Source organism: Bradyrhizobium sp. BWC-3-1, assembly GCF_032917965.1.
Lineage (GTDB): Bacteria > Pseudomonadota > Alphaproteobacteria > Rhizobiales > Xanthobacteraceae > Bradyrhizobium > Bradyrhizobium canariense_D.
In genome coordinates this window covers 2,097,714-2,118,097 of record NZ_CP136625.1, presented here as the reverse complement: position 1 = coordinate 2,118,097, position 20,384 = coordinate 2,097,714, and the positions used below count along the sequence as shown (strand labels likewise).

At 64.6% G+C, this 20,384-nt stretch carries 15 protein-coding genes; 6 read left to right on the top strand and 9 right to left on the bottom strand.

Annotated features, from left to right (window positions below; genetic code table 11):
• Position 1 precedes the first annotated feature (1 nt).
• Positions 2-2,788, top strand: coding sequence for a malto-oligosyltrehalose synthase (gene treY, locus RX329_RS10335; protein ID WP_247370165.1), 2,787 nt, complete (start codon positions 2-4; stop codon positions 2,786-2,788).
• Positions 2,789-2,791: 3 nt separating this feature from the next.
• Here treY and RX329_RS10330 read toward each other — a convergent pair whose 3' ends face one another.
• Positions 2,792-3,109 (bottom strand): polyhydroxyalkanoic acid system family protein, encoded by a 318-nt coding sequence (locus tag RX329_RS10330; RefSeq protein ID WP_085351913.1) that lies wholly within the window; start codon positions 3,107-3,109, stop codon positions 2,792-2,794.
• Between the two features lie 186 nt (positions 3,110-3,295).
• On the opposite strand from RX329_RS10330, the gene RX329_RS10325 reads away from it, so the two are divergent.
• On the top strand, positions 3,296-3,460 hold the full coding sequence (locus RX329_RS10325; protein ID WP_007595743.1) for a DUF3309 family protein: 165 nt from the start codon (positions 3,296-3,298) through the stop codon (positions 3,458-3,460).
• A 103-nt stretch (positions 3,461-3,563) separates the two neighbouring features.
• Here RX329_RS10325 and ligD read toward each other — a convergent pair whose 3' ends face one another.
• Complete coding sequence (ligD, locus tag RX329_RS10320; RefSeq protein WP_317245824.1) at positions 3,564-6,251, bottom strand: DNA ligase D; 2,688 nt, start codon at positions 6,249-6,251, stop codon at positions 3,564-3,566.
• Positions 6,252-6,367: 116 nt separating this feature from the next.
• Between ligD and RX329_RS10315 the strand changes: the two genes are divergently transcribed.
• A complete protein-coding gene (locus tag RX329_RS10315) occupies positions 6,368-7,252 on the top strand; it encodes a Ku protein (RefSeq protein WP_317245823.1) in 885 nt (294 codons plus the stop codon).
• Between the two features lie 144 nt (positions 7,253-7,396).
• On the opposite strand, the gene RX329_RS10310 is transcribed toward RX329_RS10315, so the two are convergent.
• From RX329_RS10310 to RX329_RS10285, 6 genes are all read right to left on the bottom strand, one after another.
• Positions 7,397-8,086 carry a response regulator transcription factor gene (locus tag RX329_RS10310; RefSeq protein WP_018454047.1) on the bottom strand — a complete coding sequence of 230 codons (690 nt, stop codon included), beginning with the start codon at positions 8,084-8,086 and terminating at the stop codon, positions 7,397-7,399.
• Positions 8,083-10,806 (bottom strand): sensor histidine kinase, encoded by a 2,724-nt coding sequence (locus RX329_RS10305; protein ID WP_085361509.1) that lies wholly within the window; start codon positions 10,804-10,806, stop codon positions 8,083-8,085. The genes RX329_RS10310 and RX329_RS10305 overlap by 4 nt, the downstream gene beginning before the upstream one ends.
• Positions 10,807-10,843: 37 nt before the next feature.
• Positions 10,844-11,446, bottom strand: a complete 603-nt coding sequence (locus RX329_RS10300; RefSeq protein WP_018454045.1) for a K(+)-transporting ATPase subunit C — start codon at positions 11,444-11,446, stop codon at positions 10,844-10,846.
• Positions 11,447-11,556: 110 nt separating this feature from the next.
• Entirely contained in the window at positions 11,557-13,671 is a 2,115-nt protein-coding gene (gene kdpB, locus RX329_RS10295; RefSeq protein WP_085385319.1) for a potassium-transporting ATPase subunit KdpB, read from the bottom strand.
• Between the two features lie 49 nt (positions 13,672-13,720).
• Positions 13,721-15,424: a potassium-transporting ATPase subunit KdpA gene (gene kdpA, locus RX329_RS10290; RefSeq protein ID WP_317245822.1), complete on the bottom strand. Its 1,704-nt coding sequence runs from the start codon at positions 15,422-15,424 to the stop codon at positions 13,721-13,723.
• Positions 15,425-15,455: 31 nt separating this feature from the next.
• Complete coding sequence (locus tag RX329_RS10285; RefSeq protein WP_018454042.1) at positions 15,456-15,545, bottom strand: K(+)-transporting ATPase subunit F; 90 nt, start codon at positions 15,543-15,545, stop codon at positions 15,456-15,458.
• Positions 15,546-16,035: 490 nt separating this feature from the next.
• On the opposite strand from RX329_RS10285, the gene RX329_RS10280 reads away from it, so the two are divergent.
• From RX329_RS10280 to RX329_RS10270, 3 genes are all read left to right on the top strand, one after another.
• On the top strand, positions 16,036-16,503 hold the full coding sequence (locus RX329_RS10280; RefSeq protein ID WP_410706286.1) for a hypothetical protein: 468 nt from the start codon (positions 16,036-16,038) through the stop codon (positions 16,501-16,503).
• 214 nt (positions 16,504-16,717) lie between these two features.
• Positions 16,718-17,353 (top strand): uracil phosphoribosyltransferase, encoded by a 636-nt coding sequence (upp, locus tag RX329_RS10275; RefSeq protein WP_085351919.1) that lies wholly within the window; start codon positions 16,718-16,720, stop codon positions 17,351-17,353.
• A gap of 33 nt (positions 17,354-17,386) precedes the next feature.
• On the top strand, positions 17,387-18,970 hold the full coding sequence (locus RX329_RS10270; protein ID WP_085351920.1) for an AMP-binding protein: 1,584 nt from the start codon (positions 17,387-17,389) through the stop codon (positions 18,968-18,970).
• Positions 18,971-19,039: 69 nt separating this feature from the next.
• Here the strand turns inward: RX329_RS10270 and RX329_RS10265 are convergent, their stop codons facing one another.
• The gene (locus RX329_RS10265) at positions 19,040-20,206 is read right to left on the bottom strand and encodes an acyl-CoA dehydrogenase family protein (RefSeq protein ID WP_085351921.1); all 1,167 of its coding nucleotides are present in this window, start codon (positions 20,204-20,206) and stop codon (positions 19,040-19,042) included.
• Positions 20,207-20,384: the final 178 nt, after the last annotated feature.

Sequence of the window (20,384 nt, the reverse complement as noted above, 5' to 3'; positions counted from 1 at the left end):
GATGCCTCCAGCCATTCCTCTCGCAACCTACCGGCTTCAGCTCACCGCGGATTTCGACTTCGACAAGGCCGCCGCGGTGGTGCCCTACCTGAAGGCGCTGGGAATCACGCATCTCTACACCTCGCCGGTGATGAAGGCCCGCAAGGGCTCGACGCACGGCTATGACACCGTCGACCACAGCCAGTTCAATCCGGAGCTCGGCGGCGAGGCCGGCTTCGCGCGGCTGAGCGAGGCGCTGACGCGACACGACCTCGGCCTCATCATCGACTTCGTACCGAACCATGTCGGCGTGCACTTCGCCGACAATCCCTGGTGGCTGGACGTGCTGGAATGGGGCCAGGCCTCGCCGCACGCCGTCTCCTTCGATATCGACTGGGATCAACTGGCCTTCCGCGCCCGCGGCGGCGTGCTGCTGCCGATCCTCGGAGCGTCCTATGGCGAAGCGCTCGAGAGCGGCGATATCGAGCTGCGCTACGATCCCAACGAAGGTAGTTTTTCCGCCTGGTATTTCGAACATCGATTGCCGATCGCGCCGGAGCGCTATGGCGAGGTGCTGCGGATGATCGTGAAGGACGCCGACGCCGCCGAGACCGAGACGGGCAAGCGCCTGCTGTCGCTCGCGGCGCGCTACACGGGACTGCGCCGCCCCAACCGCAAGGAAGCACCCGGCTTCAAGGCGGAGCTCAGGGAGATCGCAGGCAGCGCCGATATCATCGGGCGCGGCCTCGGCGCCTATCGCGCGGCCAAGGACCGTCCCGCGCAGACGCTGGCGCTGCATCATTTGCTGGAGCGCCAGCACTACAAGCTGGGGCACTGGCGGCTTGCCTCCAGCGACATCAACTATCGACGTTTCTTCGACGTCAACGGGCTCGCCGGCATGCGCGTCGAGGATCCCGGCACGTTCGCCGCCACGCACCGGCTGGTGAAGCAACTCATTGCCGACGGCAAACTGCAAGGCATCCGGCTCGATCATATCGACGGCCTGCGCGATCCCGCGCAATATTGCCAGCGGCTGCGCCGGCTGGTGCGCGACGCTCAGGGCACCACAAAGCCGTTCTATACGGTGATCGAGAAAATCCTGTGCGAGCACGAGCGCCTGCCGCATTTCGCCGGCGTCCAGGGCACCACCGGCTATGAGTGGATGAACGCCATCACTCACGTTCTGGTCGACGCCAAGGGGCTGGAGGCCATGGACGAGACCTGGCGACAGATCAGCAACCGGCCGCCGCGGCTCGCGCCTTACGTCAAGGATGCCAAACGGCGCGTGCTGGAGACGCTGCTGACCAGCGAATTCACGGTTCTGACGCGCCTGCTTGCGCGCATCGCCAACGGGCACTACTCGACCCGCGACTTTTCCGCCGACAGCCTGCGGCAGGCGCTCGAGCTCTATGTGCTGCATTTCCCGGTATACCGCACCTACCTCACGACAGGCGCGCCGACGGCGAACGATCGCAAGCTGATCGACGACACCATCGAGCAAGCGCGCCGGGAATGGTTCGCCGCGGACGAAGGCATTTTCGACTTCCTGCGCGACGCGCTCACCATGGACCTGCTCAAGCCTGGCCGTCCCCCGCACAGCGCCCCGCGGGTGCGCCGCTTTGCGCTGAAGGTGCAGCAATTCACCGGGCCGATGATGGCGAAGTCGCTGGAGGACACCGCCTTCTATCAATTCCACCGGCTGCTCGCCCTAAACGAGGTCGGCGGCGATCCCGCGAGCAAGGGCCTCACCATTCCCGCTTTCCACGACACCATGCAGGCCCGCGCCAGGGAATGGCCGCAAGGGATGACGGCGACCGCCACGCACGACACCAAACGTGGCGAGGACGCCCGGGCGCGGATCGCGGCCTTAAGTGAAATTCCCGGCGAATGGACCAGCGCCGTGGCACGCTGGAAAGTCCTGAACGCACCGCACCTCGCGCTCGACGGCAATCTGCGCGCTCCGTCGGCCACGTTCGAATACATGCTCTACCAGACCCTGCTCGGCGCCTGGCCGCTCGTGGAGCCGGCCGATGCCGGTTTCGTCGCGCGTATCCAGGCCTATGCGCTCAAGGCCGCGCGCGAGGGCAAGGAGGAGACCAGCTGGCTCAACCCGCACGAGGCCTATGAGAACGGCGTCAAGAGCTTCATCGCGAAGATCCTCGATCCCGCGCAATCAGGCGAATTCCTGGAGGCGCTGAACACGCTGGCTCGCCGCGTCGCGCTGCTCGGCGCGCTGAACGCGCTGAGCCAGCTCACGCTCAAGGCGACACTGCCGGGCGTGCCCGACTTTTACCAAGGCACCGAATTCTGGGATCTGTCGCTGGTCGATCCCGACAACCGCCGCCCGGTGGATTTTTCCGCGCGACACGCGGCGCTGGGCACGCTGGACAACCCGGATTGGAATCACCTGATCAAGAGCTGGCCGGACGGTCAGCTCAAGCTGGCCTGGACGCGGCACCTGCTCAAGCTGCGCAACGAGCTGCCCGACGTCTTCGCGCGAGGTGACTACCAGCCGCTTCAGGTGCGGGGCGCACATGCCGACCATGTCGTAGCGTTTGCCCGCCGCCACGGCCGGGCTGCGGCGATCGTCGTGGTCGGGCGCCAGTTCGCATCTTTCACGCAAGCAGGCCGCGAATGGCCGGCGTTCGATGGGGCCGACGCCACTATTGACGTCACGGGCTATAATGTGCCGGGTTTCGCCGGCAACGATCTGCCGCTCGCGCAGGCGCTTCGCGGTTTTCCCGCTTCGGTCATCCCCGCGCGCCCAGCGGGCGCGGCGAAGCCGGTGCGACAGCGCACCCGCGCTTGAACGCTAGCTTTTCCCGTCCTTGCCCAACAGCAGCTGGCCGCGCTTGCGAATCGTGGCCTGCGCCATCTCCGCAAAGCGCTGCAATAGCCAGGGCAGCACCACCTGCACCTTGACATGGTCGTCGGCGACGTCGACCTGCCCCGTCGCGATCTGCCCGAGCGCGCGGATGCGGAAATTCATGCTGTCGCCGCTCCAGCTCTCCTCCTCGACCTGCATCACGGGAATGCTCGCCGCAGCGCGGCCTAGCCCAGTCTTGAGCCGGCGCACCGCCTCCTCGCGGCCCAAGCGGTGGGGAATGGAGACGACAAGCGGTGCTGACATGGCTCTGCCTGGTTAGTGATTGAACCTCACATAGTCATGCCCGGCGGTACCACAAAGGTTCCATGCAAGTTGCGCGTGCACCCGGTGTTTCATTGGCGGAACTTTAGAACCTGCGGCAAGTTGCCCTCGCACCACGGGACAGGTTGCAAACGACCCTTCTAACGAAGGGCTGGAGGAGATTTCCGCATGTCTATCGGTACGATCATTCTGATCATTTTGGTCATCGCGCTGCTCGGCGGCTTCAGCGGCATCGGCGGCGGCCCGTTCTACGGCACCGGCTATTACGGCGGCGGCGGTCTCGGGCTCGTCATCGTGATCCTGCTGATCCTGCTCCTGCTGGGACGGATCTAGCCACCAAACGAAGATCTAGTAGGGTGGGCAAAGGCGCAATGCGCCGTGCCCACCTTTTTGCTCGGCTGAGAGAAGATGGTGGGCACGCTTCACTTTACCCACCCTACTTCGTTTTCCCGGCGAGCTTCTTGATCGCCGCCTTGATCGACGCGGCTGCATCGTCATAACCATCCCACGCCTTCGATCGCGCCAGCAAGCCGGTCACCGTCCGCACCGTGTACCGCTTCGGATCGAGGTCGCTCTTCACCTGCGCCCACGTGACCGGCATCGACACAGTCGCACCATCTCGCGCACGCGGCGACAGCGGCGCCACCGCCGTCGACATCCGATCGTTGCGCAGATAGTCCAGGAAGATCTTTCCGTTGCGCAGCTTCTTCGACATGTTGAGCAGATAGCGCTCGGGAGCGTCGTCCGCCATCCACTGGCAGACGCCTTGCGCGAAGGCCTTGGCCTCCTTCCAGCTCACCTGGTCGCGCGCGCCGTGACGCAGCGGGACCACGACGTGCAGACCTTTGCCGCCGGTGGTCTTGCAGAAGCTTTCCATGCCGATGTCGGTCAGCCGCTGCCGCATCTCCTTGGCGGCCTCAACGACCTCGGCGAAGACGACGTCGGGCGCGGGATCGAGATCGAACACCAGCCGGCCCGGGGTATCGTAGGCGTAGGGCGCGCAATTCCAGGGATGCAGCTCGACGCCGCCGATCTGCGCCACGGCCGCGAGCCCTTCGATGCGGTCGATCTGCAAATAGGGCTTGCGGTCGCCGGAGACCCGCGCGAGCTCCAGAAGGTTCGAGGTGCCCTGCATGGCGTGGCGCTGGAAGAAGCATTCGCCCTTGATGCCGTCAGGGGCGCGGATCAGCGAGCACGGCCGGCCCTTGAGATGCACGATCATCCATTCGCCGACGGCTTCGAGGTAGCGCGCGAGATCCAGCTTGGTAACGGGATCGCCATTGCCGTCGTCCGGCCACAGCGCCTTGTCCGGCTTCGAGAGCACGACACCCATCACTTCGGCAGTGCCGGCTTGCGCTGTTCGTGCACCGATCTTCGCTTGCGCGCGCGGCTTCGCGCGCTGCTTCGTCGAGGGCTCGGCAAGCTCGGTATCGACCGGTGTCTCGGCCTCGACCTCCTCCGCCGGCTTGTCCTGCCGCAGACCCTTGAAGGCGGCCTGGCGGATATTGCCGTCGGCAGTGAAGCCGGCGAACTCGATCTCCGCCACGAGCTCCGGCTTCAGCCAGTGCACCTCGCGCGTCTTTTTCGGTGCGTTCTTGCCGCCGAAGGGGCTTTGCTTCGCCTCCATAGCCTTCAAGGACGGCATGATGCGCTTGACCTTGTCCGCGCCGAAGCCGGTGCCGACCATGCCGACGAAGGCGAGATGATCACCGCGGTGCACGCCGGCCATCAGCGAACGGAATTTGCCATTGGTGGTCTTGTAACCGCCGATCACGACCTCATGGCCGGCGCGGCATTTTGCTTTGGTCCAGCTTTCTGTCCGCCCCGAACGATAGGGCGCGTCCAGCTTCTTCGACACCACGCCCTCGAGCTCGAGCTTGCAGGCGGATTGCAGCACGGCGTCGCCGCCGCTTTCGAAATGCTCGACATAGCGAATCTGGCTCGATTTGCGCTTACGCGCTTCCAGCAGCTCCTTCAACCGCGCCTTGCGCTCGCCGAGCGGCAGCCGGCGATAATCGAGGCCTTCCGCAAACAGCAGGTCGAACGCAAAGAAGATGAGCTCCTCGGTCTTGCCGTCCGACAGCGCCGCCTGGAGCGACGAAAAATTGGGTGCTCCATTGTGGTCGAGCGCGACGATCTCGCCGTCGACCATCATATCCGGCAGCGCGCCCGCCTCCTTCGCGATAGTTGCGAATTTTTCGGTCCAGTCGAGGCCTTTGCGCGTCTTCAACGTCGCCTTGCCGCCCTCGACCCGCAGCTGCACGCGGTAGCCATCGAACTTGATCTCGTGGCACCAGCCGTCGCCGCCCGGCGGGCGCTCGACCGACGTACAGAGCTGCGGCGCCACGAAATCCGGCATCTCCGCCGCCTTGTTCGCGGTCGTCGCGGTCGTCGCTTTCTTCTTGACTGTTTTGCCGGTTTTCAACGCCGCGCGGGGCGCCGGCTTGACCGTGCGCTCTTTCGCCTCGTCCGCCCGGTTGGACTGCCAGACCGCGTCGGCCTTGGCCTTGGTGCCCTTCGCCAGCATGAACGGTTTTGGCGCACGGCCCTTGCCTTCGGCGATCTGATCCATCGCGCGGCCGGAGGCGACCGATTTGTCCTCCTCGAGAATGTCGTTGTCTGCGCCCTCGCGAACATATTCGTCGCGATGCTTGATCAGGAGCCAATTGGTCCGTTTGCCGCCGGTGCGGTCGTTGCGCATGCGCACCAGGACCCAGCTGCCGTGCAGCTTCTCGCCGTGCAGCGTGAACTTCAGATCGCCCTTCTTGAAACCGCGTTCGGGATCATCGGATTCCCAGGTGCCGCGATCCCACAGCATGACCGTGCCGCCGCCGTACTGGCCTTCCGGAATCGTGCCTTCGAAGTCGCCATAGTCGAGCGGATGGTCCTCGACCTCGACGGCCAGCCGCTTGTCGTGCGGATCGAGCGAGGGCCCTTTTGTCACCGCCCAGGACTTGAAGACGCCATCGAACTCGAGCCGCAGATCGTAGTGCAGCCGCGAAGCGTCATGCTTCTGAATCACGAAGCGGCGCTGCTTCGACGGCGCCACCGCGGTCTTGCCCGATGGCTCGGGCGTCTTCTCGAAATCACGTTTCTGTCGATACTTGGAGAGCTTTTGCAGCACGACTGGTCCCGGATTCTCTTTGGCGTGAAGCCTATCACGGCCCGCATCCCACCCGGAACCAAAACCCCGCGGGACGGTTGGGGTTCCAAAATGACTCGCAGACGCTGGAGAACGGAATGGCACCGCGCGCCTATTGGAAGGGAACGTTGAAGCTCTCGCTGGTCAGTTGCCCCGTTGTGCTTTATCCGGCGACCACCGCGGCCGAGAAGACGCGGTTTCACATGATCAACCGGGAGACCGGCAACCGGTTGAAGCAGCAGATGATCGACGCCGAGACCGGCGACGTCGTCGAGAGCGACCAGAAGGGGCGCGGCTACGAGCTGCGCAAGGGCAAATATGTCGAGATCGAGCCGGAGGAGCTCGAAGCGGTCCAGATCGAGAGCAACCACACCATCGACATCGAGAGCTTTGTGCCGAGCGACGAGATCGACCAGCGCTATCTCAACCACCCCTACTACATCGCGCCCGACGGCAAGGCCGCGCTCGATGCTTTTGCCGTGATCCGCGACGCCATGAAGGACCAGGATCGCGTCGCGCTCGCCAAGATCGTGCTCACCAATCGCGAGCACATCATCGCGATCGAGCCGCTCGGCAAGGGCCTGCTCGGCACCACGCTGCGCTTCCCCTACGAACTGCGCGACGAGGACCAGTTCTTCGACGACATCAAGAGCCCGAAGATCACCAAGGACATGGTTGAGCTCGCCGGCCATATCCTCCAGACCAAGACCTCCCATTTCGATCCCAGCAAGTTCAAGGACGACTACGAGACCGCGCTGAAGGCCCTGGTGAAGCGCAAGGCCAGCGGCAAGACAATCGAACTGCCGGAGCCCGAGGAGAAGCCGAGCAATGTGGTCAGCCTGATGGATGCGCTGAAGCAGAGCTTGAAGGGACGCGGCGGGAAGAAGACGGCGGCGAAGTCCCATGCGCGCCGGGCGTCGGGGCGAACGGGCGCCGCGAAGAAGACGCATCGGTCGACAGCGCGGCAGAGGAAGGCGGGTTAGCTCTCCACCGCGCACCTCACTCTCTTCCCTCATGGTGAGGAGGCGCGAAGCGCCGTCTCGAACCATGCAGGCCTCGCTGCAACAGTCGGGACCTTCATCCTTCGAGACGCGCGTTCCGCGCTCCTCAGGATGAGGGATGCAGCGTCAATCCCCCGCCTTCAGCCGATAGCCGATCCCCGTCTCCGTCAGCACATGTTGCGGCCGTTCCGGATCCGCTTCGATCTTTTGCCGGAGCTGGCGGACATAGACGCGGAGATATTGCGCGTCGGTCAGCTCGTCCCATAACTCCCTCAGCAGGAAGCGGTGGGTGAGCACCTTGCCGGCGTGCTGCACCAGCACACGCAGGAGGTCATATTCCTTCGGCGACAGTTTGACGTCGCGCTCGCCGACCCTGACGACCCGGCGCACCAGATCGACCGAGAGATCGCCGGCACGAAACACCGGCCGTTCGCCCTGGATCTGAAGCTGGTGGCGCAGCGCGGCGCGCAGGCGCGCCAGCAGCTCGTCCATGCCGAACGGCTTCGTCAGGTAATCGTCGGCACCCAGATCCAGCGCCTGCACCTTGCCGGCCTCATCGCCACGGCTCGACAGCACCACGATCGGCACAGCTTCGTTGCGGGCGCGGATGGTACGCAACAGCTCATGGCCCTGGATGTCGGGCAGGCCGAGATCGAGGATGATCAGCGCGGGATCCTCGCTGAGCTTCTCCAGCGCGGTCTTGCCGTTCGACGCCTCCAGGATCTCATAGCCTTGCGTCGAGAGCCCCATCCGCAGCAATTTGCGGATCGGCGGCTCGTCGTCGATGACCAGCACTTTGATCGGGGCGGCGCTCATGCGGCGGTATCCAATGCACGGGTCCGGGCGGGAATGGGCAGACGGATGGTCAGAACCGCGCCGCTCCGGTCGCTGCGATTCGCCGCCGAGATCGTGCCACGCATCGCCTCGACGAAGCCGCGGGAGATGGCGAGCCCGAGCCCGGTGCCGGGACGGACATGGTCGCCCTTCTGCACGCGATAAAACTTGTCGAACACCCTCTCGAGCTCCTCAGACGGAATGCCGTCGCCCTCGTCGGCAATCTGGAGCACCACATGATCGCTGTCGCGCCGGCTGCGGATCGAGACCGTCGCGTGGGGCTGCGAATATTTGGCGGCGTTGTCGAGCAGGTTGAACAGCACCTGCTCGAACAGCACCGCATCGAGCTGGAGCATAGGAAGGTCTGCGGCCAACTCCAGCTCCACCTTGTGGGCGGTGAGTATCTTGGCTGCCCGCCGGAGCGCGCTGCCGACGATCTCTCCGAGATCGTGCAACGCAGCGTTGGGCACGATGGCGCCGGATTCGAGCTTGGTCATGTCGAGCAGATTGGCGATGAAGCGGTTGAGCCGTTCGGATTCGTCGATGACCGTCGCGAGCAGGTCGCGATTCTCGGTGTCGGAGAGCGCGCTGGCGAGATCGCGCATGGTCGAGGCCGCACCCAGCACGGATGCGAGCGGCGTCTTCAGGTCGTGTGAAATCGAGGTCAACAATGCGGAACGCAGCCGCTCGGATTCGACGGAGCGCTTGACGCGATCGACGTCCTCGACCAGCAGCACGCGTTCGATCGCCAGCGCGCCCTGGTCGACCAGCGCGTCGAGCAGCCGGCGCTGGTCCGGCGTCAGCAAGGGACCGGTGCGGTCGTTGTCGATTCCGATGACCCCGATCGGGCCGCGCCCGGTGCGCATCGGCAGGAATAGCCGTTTTGCACCAGGCAGCGTGTCCGAGCCGCGGCCTGCAGGCCGGTCATTGCTCCAGGCCCAGTTGGCGGCCGCAAGGTCGGCCTGATCGAGATCGTCCTCGGGCGGATAGCCCGACTTCACCGTGAGCAGCCCTTCGTCCGGCAACAGCAGCACCACGCGGACTTTCAGCATCAGCGCGATCTGGTAGGCGGTCGCCCACAGCACGTCGTCGAGCGTGCCGGTGCCGGCGAGCTTGCGGCTGAAAGCATAGAGCTGCTCGGTGGTCCGGATGCGGCCGATCGCAGCATCAGCCTGGGTGCGGACCCGCCCCGCCACATTCGACACCACGAACGCAATCAGCATGAAGAAAAAGAACGCCGCGACATTGGTCGGATCGGTAATGGTGAAGGTATAGACCGGCGGCAGGAAGAAGAAATTGTAGGCGAGGGACGCCGCGACACTCGCAAGCAACGACGGCCACAATCCGTAGCGCACGGCAACCGTCACCACGGCGGTCAGAAACATCAGGTCGACGTTCTCAATGCCGAAATACGGCTTGATCGCCACGGCGGCAGCGAGGCCAAGCGCGGTGATCCCGACCGCCTTCAGATAGGGCCGCCCATCGAACGGGTCCGATCGCGTTGCGGTCTGTACCGCCGTCTTCGGCGGCGGCTCGTTCGTGAATTCGTCGCCAGGGATGACATGCACGCTGATGTTACCGGCGCGGCGCACCAGATCGTGCACGACGGAGCCGCGCGTCATCTCGAACCAGAGCGAGCGCGTGGACTTTCCGATCACGATCTGGGTGACGTTGTTGCCCTGCGCGAAGTTGACCACGTCGTCGGCGAGGCGGCGGCCGACGCCCGGAATCGTCAGTGCCTCGCCGCCGAGCGATTCCGCGAGCCGCAGCGTATCGGCGAGCCGGTCGCGCTCCTCATCGGACATTTGCAGGGACCGCCGCGTCTCGATCGACACCGCGATAAACGGCGCGTGCAGCCGGTCGGCCAGCCGCTTGGTGTAACGCACGAGGCTGGCCGCGCGCGGATCTTCGCTGATGCAGACGAGGATGCGCTCGCCTGCGGCCCAGGGACCGGCGATCGCGTTCGCCTGCATGTGGCTGAGTAGCTGCTCGTCGACCCGTTCGGCCGTGCGCCGCAGCGCGAGTTCACGCAGCGCGGTCAGGTTGCCCGGCGAGAAATAATGCTCCAGCGCCCGCTCGGCCTGCCTGGGGACATAGACCTTGCCTTCCTTCAGGCGCTGGATCAGGTCGTCGGGCGTGAGGTCGATCAGCTCGATGGCGTCTGCGCGGTCGAACACCGAATCCGGCACGGTCTCGCGCACCCGCACATGGGTGATCTGCGCGACAACGTCGTTCAGGCTCTCGATGTGCTGGATATTGACGGCGGTGTAGACGTCGATGCCGTGGGACAGCAGCTCCTCGACATCGAGATGGCGTTTTGGATGGCGACAAAGGGGAGCATTGGTGTGGGCGAGCTCGTCGACCAGCGCGATTTTCGGGCGGCGCGCGATCACGGCGTCGAGATCCATTTCTTCGACAATCTGGCCGCGGTAGTCGAGCTTCTTGCGCGGGATCACTTCCAGCCCACGCACCAGCGCCTCTGTCTCGGCCCGGCCATGGGTCTCGACGAAGCCGACCACGAGGTCGATGCCGGCCTTGCGCTTGGCGTGGGCGCTTTGCAGCATCTCGTAGGTCTTGCCGACGCCGGGAGCGGCGCCGACGAAGATTTTCAGCTTGCCGCTCACGCCCTCCTCCCGGCGCGCGGCCTCCAGCAGCGCCTCGGGCGAAGGACGTTGTTCGGGATCGCGGCGCTCTCGGACCATCAGATCAATATAATCATCCGCGCGGACCTAGCCTAGACTACTTCGTGGCACGATCGAGCGCGAGATTCAGAGTCAGCACGTTGACCCGGGGCTCGCCGATCAGGCCGAGCAGGCGGCCCTGGGTGTTGGAAGCCACCAGTTGCTTGACCTGATCCTCCGGCACGTTTCGCGCCTTCGCGACGCGCGGCACCTGGAATTGCGCCGCTTCCGGCGAGATATCCGGATCGAGGCCACTGGCTGAGGTCGTCACGAGGTCGACCGGCACGGCGGCATTCGGATTCTCGCCCCTGAGCTTGTCCACGTCTTCCTGCAGCCGGTCGGCCAGCGCCTTGCTGGTCGGGCCGAGATTTGAGCCACCCGAATTCGCGGCGTTGTAGGGCGCCGGTACCGTCTTGGTCGAATCGTTCGGATTCGGCGCCACCGTCGCCGAGGGACGGCCGTGGAAATATTTGTCGTCCTTGAACTCCTGCCCGATCAGGGCGGAGCCGACCACCTTGCCGTCGCGCTCGATCAGGCTGCCCTGCGCCTGCGCGGGGAAGATCGCGCCGGCAATAGCGGTCATCGCGAGCGGATAGGCTAAGCCAGTGATGGCGGTGAGCACCAGCAGCAGGACGATGGCGGGGCGGATTTCTCTGAGCATGTGTTTCTCCTATTTCTTTCGTCATTGCGAGGGGCGAAGCGACGAAGCAATCCAGTCTCTCAACCGCGGCAAGAATTCTGGATTGCTTCGCTTCGCTCGCAATGACGGGGTTAGGCCAAATGCAAAGCGGTCACCACGAGGTCGATCGCCTTGATGCCGATAAAGGGAATGACGATTCCGCCGAGGCCGTAGATCAGCAGGTTGCGCCGGAGCAGTGCGCCGGCCCCGACCGCGCGATAGGCGACGCCCTTCAGCGCCAGCGGGATCAGCGCGATGATAACAAGCGCGTTGAAGATGATCGCCGACAGGATGGCGCTCTGCGGGCTCGACAGATTCATGATGTTGAGCACATTGAGCTGGGGGTAGAACGCCAGGAACATCGCCGGGATTATCGCGAAATATTTCGCGACGTCGTTGGCGATCGAGAATGTAGTCAGCGCGCCGCGCGTCATCAGGAGCTGCTTGCCGATCTCGACCACCTCGATCAGCTTGGTCGGATTGGAGTCGAGGTCGACCATGTTGCCGGCCTCGCGAGCCGCCTGGGTGCCCGTGTTCATGGCGACACCGACATCTGCCTGCGCGAGCGCCGGCGCATCGTTGGTGCCGTCGCCGCACATCGCCACCAACTTACCCTTGGCCTGCTCGTCGCGGATCAGCTTGAGCTTGTCCTCGGGAGTTGCCTGCGCCAGGAAGTCGTCGACGCCGGCTTCCGCTGCAATCGCGGCCGCCGTCATGGGATTGTCGCCGGTAATCATGACGGTGCGGATGCCCATGCGTCGCAGCTCGGCAAAGCGCTCGCGGATACCGCCCTTGACGATGTCCTTGAGCTGGATGATGCCGAGCAGCTTGCCGTCCCGGGCGACCGCCAGCGGCGTGCCGCCGGCCTTCGATATGTCGTCGGCGATGGTCTGAATCTCGCGGCCGATGTCCGAGAGCCCGGCGGGCTGGATGGAACGAGCCGTGTTGCCGGAGGCGACCACCAGCGGTCCACCGCCACCGACATAGTTGAGGATCGCATCGACCGCGCCCTTACGCACCGACGAGCCGCCGGCGTCGACGCCGCTCATGCGGGTCAGCGCCGTGAACGGGATGAAGGTGGCTCCCAACTCGGCCATGTCGCGGCCACGGATACTGTATTTTTCCTTGGCCAGCACCACGATCGAACGGCCCTCCGGGGTCTCGTCGGCGAGCGAGGCGAGCTGGGCCGCGTCCGCCAGCTCCTGCTCGGTGACCCCGCGCACCGGGCGAAAGGAGGTCGCCTGGCGGTTGCCGAGCGTGATCGTTCCGGTCTTGTCGAGCAGTAGCGTGTCGACGTCTCCGGCGGCCTCGACCGCACGGCCGGACATCGCCAGCACGTTGAAGCGGACCAGACGGTCCATGCCGGCGATGCCGATCGCCGACAGCAGTGCGCCGATCGTGGTCGGGATCAGCGTCACGAACAGCGCGACCAGCACAACCACCGAGATCGAGCCGCCGGCATAGGCCGCGTAGCTCGGGATGGTGACGGTGGCGAACACGAAGATGATGGTGAGGCCCGCCAGCAGGATGTTGAGCGCGATCTCGTTCGGAGTCTTCGCCCGCTCGGCGCCCTCGACCAGCTTGATCATACGGTCGATGAAGGTCGAGCCCTGCGCTGCCGTGATCCGCACGCGAAACCAGTCGGACAGCACCTGGGTGCCGCCGGTCACCGCCGAACGGTCGCCACCGGATTCGCGGATCACGGGTGCGGACTCGCCGGTGATGGCGGCCTCGTTGACGGACGCGACGCCCTCGATCACCTCGCCATCGGAGGGAATGGTATCGCCGGCCTCGACCAGCACGATGTCGCCGACCTTGAGGCTGGTGCCGGGCACCAACTTGAAGGTGCGGTCAGAGCCGGTCAGTAGCTTGGCCTGGCTCTCGGTGCGGGTCTTGCGCAGCGATTCCGCCTGCGCCTTGCCGCGGCCTTCTGCTACCGCTTCGGCGAAGTTGGCAAACAGCACCGTGAACCAGAGCCAGACGATGATCTGGAAGGTGAAGCCGAGATTCTCACCGGCGGTGAGGAGATCGCGCAGGAAGATCACAGTGGTGAGCGCGGCCACGATCTCGACCACAAACATCACCGGATTCTTGATCATCAAGCGCGGATCGAGCTTGATGAAGGACGCGCGGATCGCAGGCACGACGATCTTGGGATCGAGCATCGCCGAGACGGACGCGCGTTTTTGCAGTTTCGTGGTATCCATGGAGGTCACTCCAAACAATCAGAAGGCGGTCGATCAGAACACTAGTCGTTCAGAACACTTGGCCGGCGTTCATCGCGAGATGCTCGACGATGGGGCCGAGGGCGACGGCCGGGAAGAAGGTGAGGCCGCCGATGATCAGGATCACGCCGACGACGAGGCCGACGAACAGCCCGCCCGTGGTCGGGAGGGTGCCCGCGGACGGCGGGATCGATTTCTTGGCGGCCAGCGAACCCGCGATCGCCATCGCCGGGATGATCATGAAGAAGCGGCCGACGAACATCGCGCTTGCGAGCGTGAGATTGTAGAAGAAGGTGTTGCCGGTGAGGCCCGCGAATGCCGAGCCGTTGTTGCCGGTCGCCGAGGTGAAGGCATAGAGCACCTCGGTGAAGCCATGCGGCCCGGCATTCGCCATCGAGGCGACCGCCGCCGGATAGACCACGCCGACCGCGGTCCATCCCAGATACATCAGCGGCAGCACCAGGATCGCGAGCATCGCCATCTTCACCTCGCGCGCCTCGATCTTCTTGCCGACATACTCCGGCGTGCGGCCGACCATCAGGCCTGCCACGAAGATCGCGAGCACGACGAACAGCAGCATGCCATAAAGGCCGGCGCCGACGCCGCCGACGATGATTTCGCCGAGCTGCATATTGATCAGGGGAATCATGCCGCCGAGCGCCGTGAAGCTGTCATGCATGGCGTTGACCGCGCCACAGGAGGCGGCCGTCGTGATCACGGCGAACAGGGAGGACGCGATGATGCCGAAGCGAACCTCCTTGCCTTCCATGTTGCCGCCGGTCAGGCCGAGCGCGTGCAGGGTCGAAGTACCGTTGGCCTCCGCCCAATAGGTGATGACGACACCGGCGACGAACAGCACGCCCATCACGGACAGGATCGACCAGCCCTGGCGCTCGTTGCCGACCATGCGACCGAACACGTTGGTCAGCGCCGCACCCAGAACGAAGATCGACAGCATCTGAATGAAATTGGACAGCGCGGTCGGATTTTCGAACGGATGCGCCGCATTGGCGTTGAAGAAGCCGCCGCCATTGGTGCCGAGCATCTTGATCGCGACCTGGGAGGCGACCGGGCCGACCGCGATGGTTTGCTTGGCACCCTCGAGCGTGGTGGCCTCGACATAGTCACCGAGCGTCTGCGGGATGCCCTGCCAGACCAGGAACAGCGTATAGACAATACAGATTGGCAACAGCACATAGAGGCTGCAGCGGGTGACGTCGACCCAAAAATTTCCGACGGTGCGCGCCGACGCGCGCGAGAAGCCGCGGATCAGGGCGACCGCCAGCGCGATGCCGGTTGCCGCCGACAAGAAGTTCTGGTGCGTCAAGCCGAGCATCTGCACGAGATAGGACAGCGTGCTCTCTCCACCGTAATTCTGCCAGTTGGTGTTGGTGATGAAGGAGATCGCGGTGTTGAAGGAGAGATCCGCGGCGACAGCGCTTTGGCCGGCCGGATTGAACGGCAGGACGGCCTGCAACCGCATCACGCCGTAGATGATGAGGAAGCCGCCGACATGGAACAACAGCATGGCGACCGTATAGGTCAGCCAATGCTGCTCGCGCTTCTCGTCGACGCCGGAGAACCGGTAGATGCCGGCCTCGATCGGACGCAGCACCGGAGACAGGAAGGTCCGCTCGCCGTTGAACACGCGCATCATGTACCAGCCGAGCGGTTTTGTGAGCGCGACGGTAATGACGCAAAAGAGAATGATCTGGAGCCAACCGATCATAGTCATGATATCAACCCTTCAGGCTTCGTGAGCACGGTCAGAACCGCTCGGGCCGCAGCAGCGCGTAAGTGAGGTAGAACAGGAGGCCGAGCGAAACGGCGCCGGCGAGCGAATAATCGAAGATCATGGCCGCTCCTTCAAAGCCGTTCGCAGGCGTAGGTGTAGCCAATCGCAAGGGCGAAGAAGCCGAAGCCCAGCGCCAGCATCAGAATGTCCATCATGGAGATACTCCTCGTTGCGCCATTGATTTGGACGCAACCGTTTCTCGGGGGAGTCCCGGTCGGCGCGTGAAAGGAAATGCCAGTGCATTTCCACCGCGCCCACCGGGACCTTTGACCGTGCTGAAGTGCCACCCCAGGCATAGGTTTTCGAGACGAGGGCCGTGGCGAAGTTATAGGAATCTCATAAAAGGCCGAGGCTGGCCTGGTCGGACAACGCTCGCGAGGCACATCACATCGTCGTCCCGGCGAAGGCGGAGAATGGCGCGCGACCGCCCCCATCCCGCACTTATGAAATCCCTATATCTCCCGCCCCGCCCCCATCTCGTTTTCAAATGCCGTTTTGGCCATCTTGGAGAGGCCGGCCGACTGACCGACGCCACCTCCAGGAGGCCTGACATGACCACCGCCGCTCTCCGACACTACGATCCACCGTCACTTGGCAACCGCTTGCGCAATGCGCAGGTGATGACGCAACCGTTGATGCTCGAGATCATCGACAAGGCGTGTCGGCACTTCCCTTCAGCTCGGACAGATCGAGCCCACCGCGCGCGTCACGCGCCTGATCGAAGCAGAGGCCTGGGCCGATGCCGCGCACTGATGGAGCTGGAGCTGCCGCTCTGGCAAGTCCGCCGCATCGCCTATGACGAGGGTGAATGGCATTGCGCTCTCTCGCGCGAGCGCGAATTGCCGGACTGGCTCGACGCCGCGGTCGAGGCGCGCTACTCCGATCTCGCGCTCGCACTGCTGTCGGCTTTCATCGAGGTTCAGGCATTGGCCCTGGAAGTTTCGCGTCCGAGTGTTCCCACTGTTCGCCCCGCGCCTGACCCGCTCTACGAGCCGGTAGGCTGCGAAAATTTCGGCTAGTGGGCGCGGTCCTGACGCTCGTCATCACACTCGTGGCGCGCGGGCTCGGAGCATAAACCGTCACGCCCATCGACCGCGAATTGACCATGGCTGCCTACGGGGCGAGCAACCGGCTCCGCAGCGCGGTCGCGACGCCCGGCTGAGGGCACGTCTCCCGCACCAAAAACACTCGGCCGATCTGGCGCAGTTTCACGGAACCGTGTAGATCGGTTTCATGAGCATCAGCAACGTCAACGTGGTCGCCCATCCCCTGGTCCAGCACAAGCTCTCCCTGATGCGGGAGAAGGACCGCTCGACCAAGAGCTTTCGCGAAATCCTGAACGAGATCGGGATGCTGCTCGGCTACGAGGTGACGCGCGACCTGCCGCTGGAGCTGGTCGAGATCGAGACGCCGATTGCGCCGATGCGGGCGCCCAAGATCGCCGGCAAGAAGCTCACGCTGGCGCCGATCCTGCGCGCCGGCGTCGGCTTCCTCGACGGCATGCTGGCGTTGATGCCCTCGGCGCGCATCGCTCATATCGGGCTCTACCGCGATCCTGAGACGTTGCAGGCCGTGGAGTATTACTTCAAGGCGCCGCAGGACCTGTCGGACCGCACCGTGATCCTGATGGATCCGATGCTGGCGACCGGCAATTCGGCCTGCGCCGGCGCCTCGCTGCTGAAGGCGCGCGGCGCCCGCGACATCCGCTTCGTCTGCCTTCTGGCGGCGCCTGAGGGCATCGCGCAGTTCCAGAGCGAGCATCCGGACGTGCCGGTCTGGACCGCCGCGATCGACGAGCGGCTCAACGACCACGGCTACATCGTGCCGGGGCTGGGCGACGCCGGCGACCGGATGTTCGGCACCAAGTAGACAGGTGCGCGCGATCGGGTTAGTTCGATTGCCATGGGCGCCAACGAATTTTCGCTGCAATCGCTGATCCGGGCCGAGGCCGCCGCCGATCCCGCCTTCGTGTTCGACGGCACGCCGGTCTCGCGCGCGGAGTTCTCGGAAAAGATCGAGCAGACCGCCGCTTGGCTTGCCGCGCAGGGTATCGGCAAGGGCGACGTCGTTGCGGTCTGGCTGGTCAACCGAATCGAATGGATCGCACTGCTGTTCGCCGCCGCCCGGCGTGGGGCAATCGTCGCCGCCGTCAATACACGCTACCGCAGCGCGGAGGTCGCGCATCTCCTGAAGCTGTCCGGCGCCCGTGTGATGGTGATCGAAGCCGCGTTCCGCTCGATCGACTTTGCCGCTATTCTCGCCGACGTCGCCAAGGACGAGGTGCCCGCGCTACGAGAACTCGCGGTGGTCGGCGCGGATGAGATTCCCGCCCAATGGCCATGCGTACGTTTCGACGCCTTCGACAAGCCTTATCCGCCGGCTACGCCGGAGGAGGAGGACGTCGATCTGCCTCTGCTGCTCTACACGACGTCGGGCACCACCAAGGGACCGAAGCTTGTCGCGCATTCACAGCGAACATTGGCCACGCACGCCGCCGCCGTTGCCAAGGCGCTCAAACTCTCGCCGCAGCGCCATGCGCTGCTGGCGATGCTGCCGTTCTGCGGCACTTTTGGCATGACGAGCTTGCTCGGCTTCGTCGCAGCGGGCGCGGCCGTCCATGCGCTCGACGCCTTCGAGGCCGCGCCGGCGCTGAAGATTCTCCGCAAGTGCGGGATCACGCACGCCTTTGGTTCCGACGAGATGTTCCGCCGCATCCTCGCCCTCACCGACGCGCCGCATCCATTTCCGCATGTCGAGGCATGCGGCTTTGCCGCGTTCCAGCCCGGCTGGCGCGAGCTTGCGGCGGAGGCCGAAGCGCGCGGTATGCCGTTGCACGGCCTCTACGGTTCGAGCGAGGTGCAGGCGCTGTTCTCGATCGCACGCTCGAGTGATGGCTTCGCCGATCGCATCGAGGGCGGCGGCTGGCCGATGTCGCCGGAGGCCAAGGTCCGGGTGCGCGACACCGAGACCGGCGAACCCGCCCCTCGCGGCGTCTCCGGCGAGATCGAGATCCGTGCGCCATCACTCTTTCTCGGCTACTACAACAATCCCGACGCGACGCGCGACGCCTTCACCGCGGACGGCTTCTTCCGCACCGGCGATATCGGCCAGCTGCGCGGCGACGGCTCGTTCGTCTACGAAACCCGCGCGGGCGACGCCATGCGGCTCGGCGGCTTCCTGGTTGCGCCCGGCGAGATCGAGGACGAACTCAAATCGTGCGCTGGCGTGGCCGACGCCCAGGTCGTCGCGGTCGATCTGAAGGGAAACGCCCGCTGCGTTGCCTTCGTGATCCCCTCCCAGCAACCCCACGAGCCGCCGCGGCAGGACGCGTTGATCGCCCGCCTGCGCGAGCGGCTCGCCGGCTACAAGGTCCCGGCGCGGATCTATGTCGTGGAGGCCTTCCCCGTCACCGACAGCGCCAACGGCGTCAAGATCCAGCGCGCCCGGCTTCGGGCCATGGCGATGGAGCGGATCGCGGCCGAATAGCTCTGCCGTAGCGCGTCGCGGTGATCGGGCGCGAATATCGCGGCGCCCGGCAATGGTACGTGTTCGAGCTTAGTATGACTTGGCCAGTCCAAGCACCTTTTCCGCAATGAAGCTCAGCGCAAGCTGCGGGCTGACCGGCGCGATGCGCGGAATCAGAACTTCACGCAAGTAACGCTCGACGTGAAACTCCTTGGCATAGCCAAAACCGCCATGGGTCATCACCGCCTGCTCGCAGGCGTGATATCCGGCCTCACCCGCAATGTATTTCGCGGCATTGGCGGCGCCACCGCAAGGCATGCCCTTGTCGTATTGCCAGGCCGCCGACATCACCATCAACCAGGCCGCCTCGAGCTCGACCCAGTTTACAGCCAGCGGATGCTGAATGCCCTGGTTCTTGCCGATCGGCCGGTTGAACACCACGCGGGTCTTGGCGTATTCGGTCGCGCGCGACAGCGCGAGCTTGCCGAGGCCGACGGCTTCCGCTGCGATCAGGATGCGCTCCGGGTTCATGCCTTCGAGGATATACTGGAAGCCTTTGCCTTCTTCGCCGATCCGGTCTTCCATGGGGATCTCGAAATCCTCGAAGAACAGCTCGTTGGAATCGACGGCCTTGCGGCCCATCTTCTCGATCTCGTGGACCTTGATCCTGTTGCGGTCGAAGTCCGTATAGAACAGGCTCAGCCCATGCGTCGGCGAGCGCACGTCCTCCAGCGGCGTGGTGCGCGCCAGCAGCAGGATCTTGTGCGCGACCTGCGCGGTGGAGATCCACACCTTCTGGCCGTTGACGATATAGCGGTCGTTCTTGGCCACCGCTCGGGTCTTGAGCTGGGTGGTGTTGAGGCCGGTGTTAGGCTCAGTCACGGCAAAGCAGGCCTTCTCGCGGCCCTCGACCATCGGCGGCAGCATGCGCTTGCGCTGTTCCTCGGTGCCGAACACAACCACTGGATTGAGACCGAACACGTTGATGTGCACCGCGGAGGCGCCGGACATGCCGGCGCCGGATTCCGCGATGGCGCGCATCATGATCGCGGCTTCGGTGATGCCGAGGCCGGAGCCGCCATATTCCTCCGGCACGCAGATGCCGAGCCAGCCGGCGTCCGCCATGGCCTTGTGAAAGTCGTGCGGGAAACCGCCGTCGTGGTCCTTCTTCAACCAATAGGCATCGGGAAAGTCTTCGCAAACCTTTGCGACGGCGTCGCGAATGGCTTCCTGCTGAGCGGTGAGCGCGAAATCCATATTCTTGATCTCCTTCTTGGGAGAAGCGACCGCGCAATCTCCCCCTCGTCGCGTTCCCCACGCGAAGGCCGTGGCGGATTGGTGCGCCCGAACGTGCCTTCGCTTGCGTTCTTTAACTTGAAAAGCAGGGTACAGATACGTGAATTTCCCTATCAACTGTGTGTAGCATGCATAGGGT